The sequence below is a fragment of the Marinobacter salinus genome (assembly GCF_001854125.1).
In the GTDB taxonomy this organism is placed as follows: domain Bacteria; phylum Pseudomonadota; class Gammaproteobacteria; order Pseudomonadales; family Oleiphilaceae; genus Marinobacter; species Marinobacter salinus.
Map to the genome: position 1 here is coordinate 1,213,823 of NZ_CP017715.1, position 15,821 is coordinate 1,229,643.

9 protein-coding genes and 1 pseudogene are annotated in these 15,821 nt (G+C 54.7%); 6 read left to right on the top strand and 4 right to left on the bottom strand.

The window, feature by feature from the left end:
- Positions 1-24 precede the first annotated feature (24 nt).
- Entirely contained in the window at positions 25-684 is a 660-nt protein-coding gene (locus tag BKP64_RS05580) for an alpha/beta hydrolase (protein ID WP_070967071.1), read from the top strand.
- Here BKP64_RS05580 and glgP (BKP64_RS05585) read toward each other — a convergent pair.
- Genes glgP (BKP64_RS05585) through glgB form a run of 3 tightly spaced genes read right to left on the bottom strand, consistent with a single transcriptional unit; the run spans position 681 to position 6,609 of the window.
- Positions 681-3,233 carry an alpha-glucan family phosphorylase gene (gene glgP / locus BKP64_RS05585; RefSeq protein WP_070967079.1) on the bottom strand — a complete coding sequence of 851 codons (2,553 nt, stop codon included), beginning with the start codon at positions 3,231-3,233 and terminating at the stop codon, positions 681-683. The genes BKP64_RS05580 and glgP (BKP64_RS05585) overlap by 4 nt on opposite strands.
- Positions 3,234-3,274: 41 nt before the next feature.
- Positions 3,275-4,726: a glycogen synthase GlgA gene (glgA, locus tag BKP64_RS05590; RefSeq protein ID WP_070967082.1), complete on the bottom strand. Its 1,452-nt coding sequence runs from the start codon at positions 4,724-4,726 to the stop codon at positions 3,275-3,277.
- Positions 4,723-6,609 (bottom strand): 1,4-alpha-glucan branching protein GlgB, encoded by a 1,887-nt coding sequence (glgB, locus tag BKP64_RS05595; protein ID WP_070967085.1) that lies wholly within the window; start codon positions 6,607-6,609, stop codon positions 4,723-4,725. Before glgB ends, glgA begins: the two co-directional genes overlap by 4 nt.
- 196 nt (positions 6,610-6,805) lie before the next feature.
- On the opposite strand from glgB, the gene glgC reads away from it, so the two are divergent.
- The 5 genes from glgC to glgP (BKP64_RS05620) all read left to right on the top strand — a co-directional run bounded on the left by glgC (position 6,806) and on the right by glgP (BKP64_RS05620) (position 14,374).
- The gene (glgC, locus tag BKP64_RS05600) at positions 6,806-8,071 is read left to right on the top strand and encodes a glucose-1-phosphate adenylyltransferase (protein ID WP_070967088.1); all 1,266 of its coding nucleotides are present in this window, start codon (positions 6,806-6,808) and stop codon (positions 8,069-8,071) included.
- Positions 8,061-9,788, top strand: a complete 1,728-nt coding sequence (locus BKP64_RS05605; protein WP_070967091.1) for a glycoside hydrolase family 57 protein — start codon at positions 8,061-8,063, stop codon at positions 9,786-9,788. Before glgC ends, BKP64_RS05605 begins: the two co-directional genes overlap by 11 nt.
- Complete coding sequence (gene malQ, locus BKP64_RS05610; RefSeq protein WP_070967094.1) at positions 9,785-11,278, top strand: 4-alpha-glucanotransferase; 1,494 nt, start codon at positions 9,785-9,787, stop codon at positions 11,276-11,278. The genes BKP64_RS05605 and malQ overlap by 4 nt, the downstream gene beginning before the upstream one ends.
- A 109-nt stretch (positions 11,279-11,387) precedes the next feature.
- A complete protein-coding gene (locus BKP64_RS05615; RefSeq protein WP_070967097.1) occupies positions 11,388-11,753 on the top strand; it encodes a PilZ domain-containing protein in 366 nt (121 codons plus the stop codon).
- Between the two features lie 89 nt (positions 11,754-11,842).
- Positions 11,843-14,374 carry an alpha-glucan family phosphorylase gene (gene glgP, locus BKP64_RS05620; RefSeq protein WP_070967099.1) on the top strand — a complete coding sequence of 844 codons (2,532 nt, stop codon included), beginning with the start codon at positions 11,843-11,845 and terminating at the stop codon, positions 14,372-14,374.
- 4 nt (positions 14,375-14,378) lie between these two features.
- Here glgP (BKP64_RS05620) and BKP64_RS05625 read toward each other — a convergent pair.
- Positions 14,379-15,790, bottom strand: a pseudogene (locus BKP64_RS05625) (TrkH family potassium uptake protein).
- Positions 15,791-15,821 lie beyond the last annotated feature (31 nt).

A 15,821-nucleotide genomic window follows, 5' to 3' on the forward strand; every position in this document is an offset into this window, starting at 1 on the left:
CCCAAAGAGTCAGAGAGGTACCGAGTGCAGGATCTTAAATATATTGAACTGAAAACCAGGCCCGAACCAACCGCCACCGTTATCTGGCTGCATGGCCTGGGTGCCAGCGGGCATGATTTTGAACCGGTCGTTCCGGAACTGGGCTTGCCCGAGGATGCCGCCGTGCGGTTTATTTTTCCTCACGCGCCCAATTTGCCCGTGACCATCAACGGCGGGATGACCATGCCGGCCTGGTACGACATCAAGGCCATGGACATAGACCGTGTGGTGGATACCGAACAGTTAATGGGTTCGGCTGAGGCAGTTGGCAGGTTGATAGATCTGGAAATCCAGCGCGGCATACCGGCCGACCAAATCATCATTGCCGGATTTTCGCAGGGTGGGGCAGTCGCCTATGAACTGGGTCTGAGTTACCCGAAGCGCCTTGCCGGGGTTCTCGCCCTGTCCACTTATTTTGCCACCGCGAAAACCATAAAGCTCTCTGAAGCCAACGCCGATATTCCCATCAGCGTCTATCACGGTACCTTTGACCCGGTGGTTCCTGAATCACTCGGAGTCCGGAGTGTGGAGACGCTCAAGGCAATGGGTTTCAATCCGACCTACCAGACCTTCCCCATGGATCATAGCGTGTGCCTTGAGGAAGTCCTGGAAATCGGCCGTTTTATCCAGAAACACGTGCTCTAAATCCATAGCATGGCACCCATCTCCAGCGGGTGAGATAGTGAGTCGTTGTATGGATAGAGCCGCAATCTGAGTGTTTGTAAGCCAGGGTAAGGTGGGGGAATACGAGCTGAAAAGACGGTCGTTTCCCCCCGCTGTTCTTCCTGCTCTAGCAGGAACCGATCCGGTCCCGACGACTCATGGCTTCCGGTGCACTCCGGGGTAACCAGGCATTCAACCCGTACATCGTCTGCTGTTAAGCCGTTCAGTTCGGCTTCCACGCGCAACTCAACGGTTTCATCAAAGGGGCACCGACACTCCACGCAACCCTGAACCCTGATTGACACACCCGGCCAGGCGTTACGGACTCGCTGTTTCCATTCGGCCAGCTCGGTTGCCACTGCGCCGTCTGCCTCGGCCATCTTCTTGCCCTGGCCAGAGGCAGGACAGTAATAGCGCTCAACGTAGTCCATAACCATTCGCTGGGCGTTAAACCGGGGCATGATAGATTTCATGGAGTTCTTGGAGCGTTCAACCCAGCCCTTCGAGTAGCCTTGTGACGCCCGATCGTAGTAAAGAGGCACGATCTCAAACTCCAGTAGATCCAGGAGGTCTCTTGCTTCTTCTTCATTGCGGAACTCTGGATCCAGCCCGGTATCCCGAGGCGTGATCGCCCAGCCATTGGAGCCGTCATAGCCCTCGCCCCACCAGCCATCCAGCACGCTCAGATTGAGTGCCCCGTTGATGGCGGCCTTTTCACCGGATGTGCCACTGGCCTCCTTGGGGTATTCCGGAGTGTTCAACCAGACATCGACACCGCTCAGAAGCCGTCTTGCCATGGCCTGATCGTAGTCTTCCAGAATAATAATGTGGCCCATCAGAGTAGGGTGCATGGAGAGATCGTGGATGACTTTGATCAATTGCTGGCCGGGGCTGTCCTTCGGGTGGGCCTTGCCCGCAAACACCAGTACCACCGGTTGATCCGGATTTGTCAGAATGCGCTCAAGCCGCTCAAGGTCTGAAAATATCAGGGTGGCGCGCTTGTAGGTGGCAAAGCGTCTGGCAAATCCGATAACAAGCGTATCCTTTTCCGGAGAGACCAGTTGGCGTGTCATTCGCTCTGTAACTGAGTGACCGGTCCCGTTGCGGACATGCTGCCGCCCGAGCTGCTCGACAACAAACTCTCCCATCTGCTGTTTCAGTGCTTTGTGAACGCTCCAGTAGTGGTAGTCCGGAATGCTGTCGACAAAGGTCCAGAATTCGGGGTTGCGCAGTTCACTCTTCCAGGCCGGTGTCTGTATGTCGAACAGGCTGGACCATTCGGGCGCGAGAAAGGTCGGTACGTGAACACCATTTGTTATGTACCCTATCGGGTTTTCGCTGGCAGGGATCTGAGGCCAGATTTCACCTTCCATAACCGATGCCACGCTACCGTGAATACGACTGACGCCATTGTGGAAGCGCGAACCGCGCAAGCCAAGGCTGGTCATGTTGAAGGTATCGCCACCGGTCTTTGATCCGAGTGCAAACACCTTTTCGAAATCCAGTCCGGATTCTTTCAGATAAGTCCCTAGTGCATGATGCACCAACCCTCGACTGAAAATATCGTGCCCCGCGGGCACCGGGGTGTGGGTTGTGAACAGGGTGGCTGCGGCGACAGCTTCCAGAGCAGCTTCAAACGACAACCCGTTAATCATAGTCTGGCGACACCGCTCCAAAATCTGGAAAGCGGCATGCCCCTCATTGATATGCCAGACTGTGGGCTTGAAGTCCAGCGCATCGAGCACGCGGATCCCACCGATCCCCAGTAACATTTCCTGACTGATCCGCGTGGATTCGTCTCCGCCATAGAGCTGTAAGGTGAGCTCTTGATCTTCTTTATTGTTTTCGGTGGTATGGGTGTCCAGCAGGTACAAACGGATGTGCCCGACCCGGGCTTCCCATACGCGGGCCACGACCGTGCGTCCGGGGAACGGTATCGAAACCTTCAGGAGTTCACCGTCTTTCTCCACGGGTGTAATCGGTAATTCATCGCTGGAGTGGGACTGGTACCGGGCGACCTGCTGCCCTTGTGGATCGATGCTCTGAATGAAGTAACCCTGCTGGTACAACAACCCTATCGCCACGAAGGGAAGCCCAAGATCACTGGCCGCCTTGCAGTGATCTCCCGCCAGAATACCAAGCCCGCCGGAATAGATCGGGAAGCTTTCATGAAAGCCGAACTCGGCGCAGAAGTAGGCAACCAAAGAGGTGTCCGGATCCAGCTTTTCGACCACTTCAGGCCCTGGCTCCGCTTCGAGGTATGCGTCATAATTACTTAGAATTCTTCGATATTCAGACAAAAATGCCCGATCCTCAGACGCTTCGTCTAGACGTTCCTGAGCGACGCGGCGGAGGAAAAGCTTGGGGTTGTGCTCCACTTTTTGCCACAGGGGCAGGTCGATCCTGGCGAACAGACCTCTCACGCCGTGGTTCCAGCTGTAAAAGAGATCGTTGGCCAGTTCGTCCAGTCGTTCCAGAGCTTCCGGGACACGCGGACTCGCTTCAAGCCGGAAATGGGTTACTTCATGCATGCTGGCTGCCTCCTCTTGGGCAAACACTCACATTAAGCCTGCTAAGACTGTTGTTGAGCCAAAATCTCTTGATACAGCTCCCCGTACTGCCGGGCACTCTGCTTCCAGGAATAGTCTCCGGACATGCCGTTAGTCTGAAGCCGTCGCCAGGCCTTTCTGTTTTTGAGGCAATCCAGGGCGCGCTCGATGGCGTTCAGGAAACTATCAGCATTCGCCTCATGAAAAGAAAAACCGTTGGCCCTGTCTATGCCGGTTTCCGACAGATCAAAAACGGTATCTTTCAGGCCCCCGACAGAGTGGACGATGGGTATTGTTCCGTAGCGCAGACTGTACATCTGGTTGAGTCCGCAAGGCTCAAACCGTGACGGCATGAGGAATGCGTCGCTTCCGGCGGTGATCCGGTGAGCCAGCGGTTCATTGTAGCCAAGGGTCAGCGATACCTGATCCGGCCATTCCCGCGCCAGCCGTTTCAGAGGTTCCTCATATCGGGTTTCGCCCGAGCCGAGCAGGGCAAACTGACAACCGCGCTCAAGCAGTTGAGGCATCACATCCAACAACCAGTCGAGGCCCTTTTGCCCGACGAGTCGCCCGATGAAACCGAGTAACGGCGCGCCATTGACCTCCAGCCCAAGCTCCTGCTGCAGCCTTGTCTGGCACTGAGCCTTGCTTTTAAGGTGATCTTTGCCGTAGTGAAACTGCAGGTGCTCGTCTTCTTCCGGGTTCCAGCTCCGGGTATCAATACCGTTGAGAATACCGGAGAGCTGCGCCTGTCGGTGGCGAAGCAGTCCGTCAAGCCCATAACCGAACTCGGGGCTCTGAATTTCCTGTGCATATCCCGGGCTGACCGTGGTTATCCGATCGCTGAAGACCAGGCCGCCTTTGATGAACGACAGCTGGTCATGGAATTCCAGCTCCTCAAGCCGCCAGAGGGAATCCGGAAGGCCGAGCGCCCGAAAGGTGTCACTGGGAAACAGTCCCTGGTAGGCAAGATTGTGGATGGTAAATACCGTTCCGGGTCGTTTATGTGAATGCGCGAGGAGCGCAGGAATCAAGCCGCTCTGCCAGTCATTGCAGTGAACGATATCCGGTCTCCAGCTCAGGCCGGCTTGCCCCAAAGCCATCATGACGCCGACCTGGGCAAACAGATGAAACCGATAGGCGTTATCCCACCAGTCTTCGCCTTCATCGTTTTGATACGGGTTGCCCGGCCGGTCAAACAGGGGCGCGCAATCAACCAGCCATAATGTAACCGCAGTACCCGGTAGCCGGGTGCGCCAGAGACTGACGTCATATTGGCCGATGCTGAACCGCACCTTACGCCTGGATCCAGCCTTTCGGGCTGCAGCGATCGCGGCAGGATAGCCGGGCAGGAGGATATGCACATCGTATCCGATGCGACAAAGCGCCTCGGGTAAGCTCGCCGACACATCGGCGAGACCCCCGGTTTTAACCAGTGGGTAGACTTCGCTGGTGGCAAAAAGAATCCGTTTCACGAGGATGGCCTCAGGACGACGGCACCGAGAGGCGGCAACGTCAGTTCCAGCGACCAGTCTCGTTCCATCCAGGGCTGATCGTCTGCAACCATCGGAAAGGGGTTTCCAACGTTGCTTCCGCCATAGTACTCGGAGTCTGAATTAAGGATTTCCAGCCAGGTTCCCGACTGCGGAACACCGATGCGGTAATGGTGCCTCGGCACCGGCGTGAAGTTGATGACAATGAGAGTCGACTCACCGTCAGCGACTCGAAGATAACTGATAACCGACTGCGGGGAATCATGGCAATCAATCCATTCAAATCCCCGGGGTGTGAAATCTTTTCCGTGAAGCGAAACTTCACGGCAGTAGAGCTTGTTGAGATCCTGAACCAGCTTTTGCAGGCCCTGGTGTGCAGGTTCTGCCAGCAACTCCCAATCCAGCTCTCTTGACTCACACCACTCTCGACCCTGACCGAATTCGCCCCCCATAAACAGAAGCTTGGCGCCGGGGTAGGTAAACATATAGGTGTAGAGCAGCCGCAATGACGCCCGTTTTTGCCAGTCATCTCCGGGCATTTTATTGATAAGGCTACCCTTTCCATGGACGACTTCATCATGGGAAAGCGGAAGCATGAAGTTTTCCGAAAACGCATAAAGCAGACCGAAGGTGAGCTTGTCGTGGTGATACTGCCGGTATACCGGATCCTGCTGAAAATAAGCCAGGGTGTCGTGCATCCACCCCATATTCCATTTCAGGTTGAACCCGAGCCCCCCAAGTTCCGGTGGCCGGGTGACAGCGGGCCATGACGTGGACTCTTCAGCAATCACCAGCGTTCCCGGAAAGCGCTCCTGGCACACCCGGTTCAGCTCCCGCAAAAAATTGATAGCTTCCAGGTTCTCATGGCCGCCATGAATGTTCGGTAGCCATTCGCCCTCTTTGCGGGAGTAGTTGAGGTAGAGCATCGAAGCCACTGCATCCACTCGCAGTCCGTCGATATGGAAAGCGTCCAGCCAGAAAAGGGCACTTCCGATCAGAAAATTACGGACCTCGTGACGGCCATAATTGTAGATCAGTGTTCCCCAGTCCTTGTGCTGGCCCCTTCGGGGATCCTCATGTTCGTACAGGGCGGTACCGTCAAAGCGGGCGAGGGCATGATCGTCAGTCGGGAAATGGCCTGGCACCCAATCCAGAAGGACGCCAATGTCATGGCGGTGGCACTGGTCTACCAGATACCGTAAATCGTCCGGACTGCCAAACCGGCTGGTGGGGGCGTAGTAACCCGTCGTCTGATAACCCCAGGACTCATCAAGTGGGTGCTCTGTTACCGGCAACAGCTCAATATGGGTAAAGCCCATTTCAATGACATAAGGCACCAGCTGATCTGCCAGCTCGCGGTATGTCAGCCAGCGACCGGAGCCATGATGACGCCATGACGCAGCGTGAACTTCATAAACCGAAACGGGCGCCTCCTGCCAGTTCCAGTGCCCTCGTTTAGAAAGCCAGTCACCGTCTCCCCACCCGAAATAGCCCCGCTCTGTCACAACGGCGGCATTGGCTGGCCGCAGCTCAAATGACTGGCCATAGGGGTCGGTTTTCAGCAGTTGCCGGCCGGCCGATGTGGTAATCGAAAATTTGTACAGGGCCCCAGCCGTGATGCCCGGTATGAAGAGAGACCAGACACCGGTTCCGTCATGCAGGGCCATCCTGTGACTGGAAGTGCTCCAGCCGTTGAAATCACCCGTCACGCTCACCGCTTCGGCGCTGGGCGCCCAAACGGCAAAACGTACGCCTTCCGTTCCTTTGTTTTTGCAGATGTGAGCACCGAGCACATTGTAGATATGCCAGTGACGCCCTTCGTTAAATAGATGGAGATCAAAGTCGCTCAGGGTAGGGCTTTCCATAGACCACACTCGTTCCTGCCATCGGGTTTTTCATTGGACGCCATGTGGGTTGTTCAAAAAATGACCCACAACAATTTTACGTCATAATACCGTGATACTGTTCTAATATTATTGCGTGAGTCAAAAACATGTCGAACTCCCGTGTCCTAAGGCAGACGCAGGGGTAGAAGACCTTTTGGTTTTCAGGGAAGCTAATATGCAAACGACCAAGCGTTACGTCAGCCGTCTCACACGACAAACTCTGGCACTGGTTCTTGCCGGGGGGCGTGGAACCCGCCTCCACGAACTCACGAAATGGCGAGCCAAGCCTGCAGTTCCGTTCGGAGGCAAGTTCCGGATCATCGATTTTCCACTTTCAAATTGCATCAACTCGGGAATTGGTCAGGTTGGTGTGATTACCCAGTACAAATCACACTCGCTGATCCGGCATATTCAACGGGGCTGGGGGTTTCTGCGGGGAGAGCTGGACGAATTCGTCGAGTTGCTTCCGGCCCAGCAACGGATCGAAACCTCGTGGTACGAAGGCACGGCGGACGCGGTGCTCCAGAATCTGGATATCATTCGCAGCCATATGTCCGAGTACGTGCTGATTCTGGCTGGAGACCATGTCTACAAAATGGACTACGGCACGATGCTTGCCGCCCATGTGGAGAGCGAAGCCGATATCACAGTAGGCTGTATTGAGGTGCCGCATGATGAGGCTTCGGCTTTTGGTGTGATGTCTGTTGATGACGAGCTCCAGATCATCGAGTTTTCCGAAAAACCGAGTAATCCGAAACCCATGCCGGGAGTTCCGGGCAAGGCCCTGGCGTCAATGGGAATCTATGTTTTCAGTACACAGGTCTTATTCGATGAATTGATGCGCGATCATGAATTGGATGAGTCGTCGTCCCATGATTTCGGCAAAGACATTATTCCCTCGGTTATCAACAGGCTTCGGGTCATGGCGTTCCCGTTCCGCGATCCCGTTCAGAACAAACCCGCCTATTGGCGCGATGTCGGAACTGTCGATGCGCTATGGCAAGCCAACCTGGAGCTCATAGGCATCAGTCCTGAGCTCAATATGTACGACTCGCAGTGGCCAATATGGACCTATCAGGAACAGCTGCCCCCGGCCAAGTTTGTCTTCGACGATGAGACCCGCCGTGGCACAGCTGTTGATTCGATGGTCGCAGGTGGGTGCATTGTCTCTGGCGCCTTGGTGAGGCATTCGCTTCTTTTTTCGCAGGTGCGCGTGCACTCCTACAGCGATGTCCGGGATTCCGTTATATTTCCAGACGTGGAGATCGGCCGGCACTGTCATATTCAGAAAGCCCTCATAGACCGGGGGTGCCGTATTCCCGATGGCACCCGGATCGGCTTTGATGAAGCCGAAGACCGAAAACGTTTTCGTGTGTCCCCCCAAGGCGTCGTTCTGATAACTCCCGAGATGCTCGGGCAGGACTATCCTCATGGCCTCTGATCCGAGAATACCGGTAGTGCTTTGCTGGCACATGCACCAGCCCGATTACCGGGATCTCAATACCGGCGAATTCCTGTTTCCGTGGGTATATCTCCATACCATCAAGGACTACAGCGACATGGCGGCCCATATCGAGGCCCATCCGAATGCCCGCACAGTCGTCAATTTTGCGCCCATACTGCTGGAACAGATCGAAACCTACCTGGTTCAGATTGAACGCTGGCGCCATGGTGCGGGGCAGATCGGAGACCCGTTGCTGGCAGCCCTTGTTGCAGAGACATTACCTGAAACCGGAACTCCGGCTTTTCAGGAGCTGATGGAAAAGTGCCTTCGTGCCAATCCTGACAGGATAATCTCCCGCTTTCCGGCCTATCAGAGGCTGTCCGAGTTGGCTGAATTCTATCGGCAGAAACCGGAAATGCAGCGCTATGTTTCCCCTATGTTCCTCACCGATTTACTGGTGTGGTACCACCTTGGGTGGATGGGCGAAACCATCAGACACGAAAACCATTGCGTCCGGAGTCTCCAGGAAAAAGGGTATGGATTTTCAATGGATGACCGGCACGCACTTTTGAATGTGATTTTTGAGATCCTCGCCGGGATTGGTCCGCGGTATCGCCACCTTGCCCAGAAAGGTCAGGTGGAGCTTTCAGTCAGCCCTTATACCCACAGTATGCTGCCATTGCTGATCGATCTGGCATCTGCTCGTGAATCCATGCCGGACATTTCATTGCCGGAGTCTGTACGGTATCCCGGTGGCGAACTCAGGGTGGGTTGGCAGCTTCAGCAGGCGAGGATCGTGTTCCAGCGATTCTTTGGTATCGAACCAACGGGTTGCTGGGCATCTGAGGGAGGACTCAGTCAGGAAACCCTCGGCTTTCTTGATCAGCATGGTTTTCGCTGGACTGCGAGCGGGGACTCGGTGATACACAACAGTATTAACCGTGCAAAAGAGCTCGACCTTTCTGTTCCCGATGCCGATATCCATCGACCCTACAACTTTGGCGATTCACCGATTACCGTTTTCTTTCGGGATGACGGGCTCTCCGATCTGATCGGGTTTACCTATGCAAGCTGGCACGCATCGGATGCAGTAGGAGACCTGGTTCACCACATGGAGAACATTGCAGCGCATGGTAAACCAGGCTCAAAACCGGTGATCTCCATCATTCTGGACGGCGAGAATGCCTGGGAATACTTCCCCGAGAATGGTTTTCACTTTCTGGATGAGCTATATGCCGTTCTGGAAGATCATCCCGGCTTGAGACTGACCACTTTCCGCCAGTTGATTGACGAGCCGGTGTGCCCAACACTTTCATTGCCCCACCTTGTTGCTGGCAGCTGGATTTACGGTACGTTTTCCACCTGGATAGGCGACCCTGACAAGAACCGGGCGTGGGACCTTCTGTGTGAAGCAAAATTTCATTACGACCGGGCTATGGATAACGGTAGCCTGACGGCTGAACAAAAAGAAACGGCCAGGCGACAGTTGGCGATCTGTGAGGGGTCAGACTGGTTCTGGTGGTTCGGGGACTACAACCCGGCTCAAATCGTTAGCGATTTCGAGCACCTTTACCGGAGGCACCTGGTAAATCTCTATGACGTAATCGGATACAGCGCACCGGCATCGGTCTTCCATCAACTGAGCCAGGGGGGTGGAGAACCGACACATGGTGGTGCCATGAGGCCAGGGCATGATCAGGATGCTCAGGGATGACGCCACTCCGCAGCCGGGAGGACTTGTTTAACAAACGTCGCGTGGGCGTATTGCTTCACCCAACCTGCCTCCAGGCCGATTGGGGCGTTTTGGGGCAAAGCGCTCGAACGTTTGCCGATTTTCTTGCCGACGCCGGCATCGGGGTGTGGCAAACGCTTCCTATTGGGCCAACACACCGAGACCTTTCCCCGTACCAGTCACTTTCCGCCCACGCCGGCAATCCGGATTTGATTGATCTGGCGGAACTCGTTCCCCCGGGGCTTCTGCACTCCCGAGATCTTGCACGGATGCCTGAAAAGCGGGATCGACGGGCTCTCTTTGAACTGGCAGCGCAGCGCTTCTTTGATCGGGCAAGCGAAGAGTCTGAAGTGTTTAGTTATGGCGAATACGTGCGTTTCAGCAGGCTCAACAATTACTGGCTTGATGATTTTTCCTTATTTTGCGCAATTCGGGAATCTCAACCGGGCATTAGCTGGCTGCACTGGCCAACCCTGCTCCGCGACCGGCATCCGGACCCTCTGAGAGAATTTGCCGACCAATCTGCATCCGTCATCAAGAGAATACGATTTGAACAGTTTGTCTTTTATCGCCAATGGCAGGCATTGAGGCAATATGCCCACGCTCACGACATACTCCTGTTTGGCGATATCCCGATTTTCGTAGCGCATGACAGCGCAGACGTATGGGCGAACAGACATCTGTTCAAACTGGACAGCGAGGGCAGGTCTACCGTTGTTGCCGGCGTACCACCGGATTACTTTTCTCCCGACGGGCAACATTGGGGCAATCCGCTTTACGACTGGGAAGCGATGGCCAGCGAGGGGTATCAGTGGTGGCTGCATCGTCTGGAGAGCCAGCGGCACCTGTTTGACTTGATCCGCCTGGACCATTTCCGGGGGCTTCAGGCTTATTGGGAAATACCGGCGGACAGACCCGAATCAAAGAACGGTTACTGGGTGCCAGGACCAGGAAGACATTTTCTGGAGGCTTGCTTTGGTCGGTTTCCGGATCTCCCACTGGTTGCTGAGAACCTCGGCATCATCGGCGACGATGTCGAACAACTCAGGCAGGATTTTCAGCTACCGGGTATGACCGTTCTTCAGTTTGGCTTTGATGGAAGCCCACAAAACCCGCACCTGCTTCACAATCATAAAGAGCAGAACCTGGTTTACACCGGAACCCATGACAACGATACAACCCTGGGGTGGTATCGCAGTCTGGACAACCATACCCGTGAGTATGTAAATGACTATTTTGAAACCACCGGCGAGGACATGCCTTGGCCGGTCATTGAAGCCGCCTTTCGTTCTGTTTCGTTGTTAGCCATTGTCCCGATGCAGGACTTCCTGGGGCTGGATTCGGACGCGAGATTCAATACGCCGGGCACCACTGAAAACAACTGGATCTGGCAGCTGGACTGGAATCTTTGCCCTGAGCACCTCGCCGATCGAATTCGCAAACTTGCCGGAGCTTGCAGAAGATTAACCTGACGCATGGTCAATTTTTGACCGGAATCAAAAAGTCTCTCTCAAGTTGGATATAAATTGTACAAATCCGGTCAAAGAATGGACTTAATCCATAACGTCAAACGGAGGAGACATGGAGCACAGACTCAGCAAACGCATTCCGGCAAAACTCGAATTGTTGATTTATAAGCGGGGGATGCCCGTGGCGACCGGTCAGGTCCGGGATGCCTCAAAGCGTGGACTCTTCATCGCTACTGGCTATTCCAATGCGCAGCTCAATCAGACACTGGAGATTGAATTCCGGTTTCCAGATCGGCAAGGAAGGCAGTTCCGAAGACTGAAAGCTCACGTTGTCAGGAAATCCGATCACGGCCTGGGGGTAGATTTTGACGGGATTGAGAACGACACTTTCACAATTTCCTCGCTCGTTCAGTGGCTAAATAAACATCGTTTGCCTGAGGCCCATTATCCAGAGTGGCAGAGCGCACTGGGGAGGTAATAGAAAAACTGAACGTGAGTCGGCGACCATGATTCATGGTCGCCGTCGCATTATCGGCACCCCATTCTCATTCAGGGACGAGCAAACCATTGCCCTTAGCTGCTTATACTCCCCGACAGATACCTGAGGCCCTGACGGGCCTCTTCACCTTGGCGCTAGACCTTCGGTGGAGCTGGCACCATGGTAGTGATGACCTGTGGCGTGCGATAGACCAAGAGACCTGGAGCGCCACTCGCAATGCCTGGTTGGTACTGAACAGTGTATCGATAGATTGGCTGGACTCTCTCGCCAAAGACGAAACCTTTCAGTCCCTCTATGAACGCCAGCTCGAGGATTACCATCAGTTTACCCACGCTCAGACCTGGTATTCCGACGACTGCAACGGAGAGCTGGACAACACTGTTGCCTTTTTCTGTATGGAGTATGGACTCAGCGAATCCCTGCCCCTGTATTCCGGTGGTCTTGGTGTTCTCGCAGGCGATTACCTGAAGGCAGCCAGTGATCTGGGCGTGCCTGTGGTGGCTGTGGGGCTTCTGTTTCAGCAGGGTTACTTTCGCCAGAACATTAATGCGGAAGGTCAGCAACTGGAGTTTTACCCCTACAACGACCCAACCATGTTGCCAGTCGCGCCACTCACGGATAAGGATGGCCAATGGGTGAGGGTGGTAATTCCTTTTGCCGGGCGCAGTGTGCGGTTGCGCGCCTGGCGAGCGCAAATCGGACGATGCCAATTACTGCTTCTGGACAGCAATGATCCCATGAACGAGCCCGGTGACCGAGGTATTACCAGCGAGCTCTACAGCAGTAAACCGGAGAAACGGCTACAACAGGAAATTGTACTTGGTATCGGAGGGTGGAGACTCCTCCGTCAACTGGGTATTGAACCTGCCGTGTGCCACATCAATGAAGGTCACAGCGCGTTTGCATTCCTGGAGCGTGCACTGAGCTGGAAAAATGATCACGGCACCGATTTTGAAACAGCCCGAATGGCTACCCGGGCTACCAACCTGTTTACAACCCACACCCCGGTTGCTGCCGGATTTGACCATTTTTCGCCGTCTCTTATCAGGCTTTATCTGGGGCCCTGGATGAGTAGCGCCGGATTCACGATGGATGAGCTAATGCGTCTCGGAAGCAGCAGTGGTGGGCACTCTCTGCGAGCGGAGGATGAAGCCTCCCTTAATATGGCCTATCTCGGCCTCAAATTGTGCGGGCGGATAAACGGGGTGAGTCGTATTCATCATCAGGTTACCCAGACGCTATTTCAGCCTTATTTCCCACGCTGGCCGGCGGAGGATATACCGGTAGAATACGTGACCAATGGTGTACACACACCCAGCTGGGACTCTCCGGAAGCAGACGCGCTCTGGACCATAGCCTGCGGGCAGGACCGCTGGCGCCGTCCAATGGAACTCCGGACACCCCTGGCCTCCACCTCTGATACCGACCTTTGGTCTATGCGTCATAGTCAGCGGACCCGGCTTGTGCGATACCTTCGCCACCGCCTCTCAAGCCAGCACTGTGAGCATGCCCGGGGAAACAATCCGTCGGCGGCCTGCGGCCTTTTGCTGGACAACGAAACCCTGACGCTCGGGTTCGCCCGCCGTTTTACAGACTACAAACGTCCCGACCTGCTTCTGAAAGATCCAGACCGTTTAATGGCCATGCTCAACAGCCGAGACCACCCGTTGCAGATCGTGCTTGCTGGCAAGGCCCACCCTCAGGACCAACAGGGTAAGGAACTGATAAGGCGCTGGAAGGAGTTTGCGTTCCAGCCCGACGCTGAGGGCAAGGTTGTCTTCATTGAGGATTATGACCTGGGTGTTGCTGCCCAATTGATACAGGGCGTGGATGTGTGGCTCAACTGCCCACGTCATCCGTGGGAAGCCTGTGGCACAAGCGGCATGAAGATTCTGGTAAATGGCGGCCTGAACCTGTCCCAGTATGATGGCTGGTGGGCAGAAGCCTGGTCAGAGGATGTTGGCTGGGCGATAAGGCCGGGAGCGGATTTCGAGGAATTAAGTCGTTCAAATGAACACGACCACTCTGATGCGTTGGAGCTCTATGATCTCCTGGAGAACGACGTCATTCCTTCGTTCTATACCGTTAACGAAGAAGGGCGACCCGAGGGCTGGATCAAACGGATCAGAGCCAGTATGGACGGCCTGACGGCACGTTACTCAGCAAACCGGATGGTCCGCGAATATGTAGAAGATTTCTATCTTCCGATGGTTAAGCAAGGTGATTTCAGGACCCCTGATGTTGCCAGGGCAATGACAAGCGAATGCCGGGAGCTTGAGATGCAATGGTCACGTCTGCGTTTCAGCTCGTTTGAGGTCACGGAGTCTGACGGCAGGCAAACCTATACCGTGGATGCGTATCTGGATGGTGTTCCCGACAGCCGGGTCGCGGTGGAGCTCGTCGCCAATGCCTCGGAGTATGGGCCTCGTGAGGTCCATGAAATGACCATGAAGCATCAGCTTGAAGGTTCAGAACATGGATTTGTATATGAATGCACCGTCGCGTCACGGCCTGAAGGTCACTTTACACCACGGTTGCGGATAAGGGATGAGCGCTTGAATTTGCCACTGGAGAATGCTTCGGTACTTTGGCTGAAATGAGCCGTCAGCTTCGCCAGAATGCCGGGGAAAGCATAACCACAACACTCAGTATTTCCAGTCGCCCCATTAACATGCCAACAGAGAGAAGCCATTTGGCGCCATCGGGCAGGGTGCCAAAGTTTCCGGCCGGCCCGATAATATCGCCAAGACCAGGTCCGACGTTGGTGAGAGCCGTTAATGCACCCGACAGTGATGTCACAAAATCCAGCTGCATTGCCGCCAATGCCACAGTCATAACCAATAAACACAGCAGGAAAATGAAGGTATAGGCAATCATTGACGAGATAATTTCATCACTTACTGCCCGACCATTATAGTTCCGCGTCAGCACCGCGCGTGGGTGCAATAACCGCATCAACTGCTCTCTGAGAATGATCAGGGATAACTGGAAACGGAAGATCTTCATACCTCCCGCTGTTGAGCCCGAACATCCGCCGACGAACATCAGGAAGAAGAACAGGACAAAAGTCAGGGGCCCCCAGGCGGAATAATCCTCGGACGCATAGCCCGTGGTGGTCACCACGGATGTCACGTTAAACAGCGTCGCCGTGTAGTTATGGAGAGGATCAAAGGGAATTGGTGAAACCAGCCATCGATAGAAAGTAAGAAGTGCAGGAACCACAAACAAGATTGTCAGGAAAAGGCGGACCTGCTGATCCCGGAACAACACCCCATGCTGACCATGCAGCTCCCTGACAAACAGAAAGAAAGGCAGGCTGCCTATTATCATGAACAGCGTGGCTTCCATCAGAATCAGGTCATTGAATTTGCCCATGGACATATCAGATGTGGAAAAACCACCGGTGGCGATACTCGTCAGCCCATGGTTAAACGCATCGAACATTGTCATGCCTGAAAGCCAATAGGTGACAACGGCTACCACCGAAAACAACAGGTAAACCATCAGCAGCCCGCGACTGAGGGTTTTCATTCGTGGCAGGGCCTTATCCGTCCATTCGGACGATTCGGTTGCGAACAGGCGCATTCCCCGACGCGAAGGAAGGGCAATACGGCAACGAACATACCGATGATCCCGATTCCGCCGATCCATTGCAGGATAGACCGCCACAACAGAAGATCGCGGTCCATGGAGTCCAGGCCATGGAAAACCGTTGCCCCGGTAGTGGTGATGCCAGAAGTACCTTCAAAGAAGGCGTCCGCTGCAGAAATGTTGTTATCGCTAAGATAAAAGGGAAGGGCGGCAAAGAGGGCGATGATGAACCAACTGGAAACGGTTAGTACAAACATGTAGCGCGGCTTAAGATCTCTTGACTGGCGGTAGGTGGCAACAATCCCAACCACTCCGACAAGGCACACGATCGCCGCCGACTCCGCAAACGCCATGGCATTTGGCGCAACAGAACCAGCCAGGAAAATGACCGGAAGCGTCATGAAAATACTGAGCAGCACAAACATGACACTGACGATAAAAATTACGGGATAGAGG

What these genes read in the sequence shown, in the direction of transcription:
- glgP (WP_070967079.1), bottom strand. Translation starts at nt 3,233, where the DNA reads ATGCATGAAGTAACCCATTTCCGGCTTGAAGCGAGTCCGCGTGTCCCG.
- glgB (WP_070967085.1), bottom strand. Translation starts at nt 6,609, where the DNA reads ATGGAAAGCCCTACCCTGAGCGACTTTGATCTCCATCTATTTAACGAA.
- glgC (WP_070967088.1), top strand. Translation starts at nt 6,806, where the DNA reads ATGCAAACGACCAAGCGTTACGTCAGCCGTCTCACACGACAAACTCTG.
- BKP64_RS05605 (WP_070967091.1), top strand. Translation starts at nt 8,061, where the DNA reads ATGGCCTCTGATCCGAGAATACCGGTAGTGCTTTGCTGGCACATGCAC.
- malQ (WP_070967094.1), top strand. Translation starts at nt 9,785, where the DNA reads ATGACGCCACTCCGCAGCCGGGAGGACTTGTTTAACAAACGTCGCGTG.
- BKP64_RS05615 (WP_070967097.1), top strand. Translation starts at nt 11,388, where the DNA reads ATGGAGCACAGACTCAGCAAACGCATTCCGGCAAAACTCGAATTGTTG.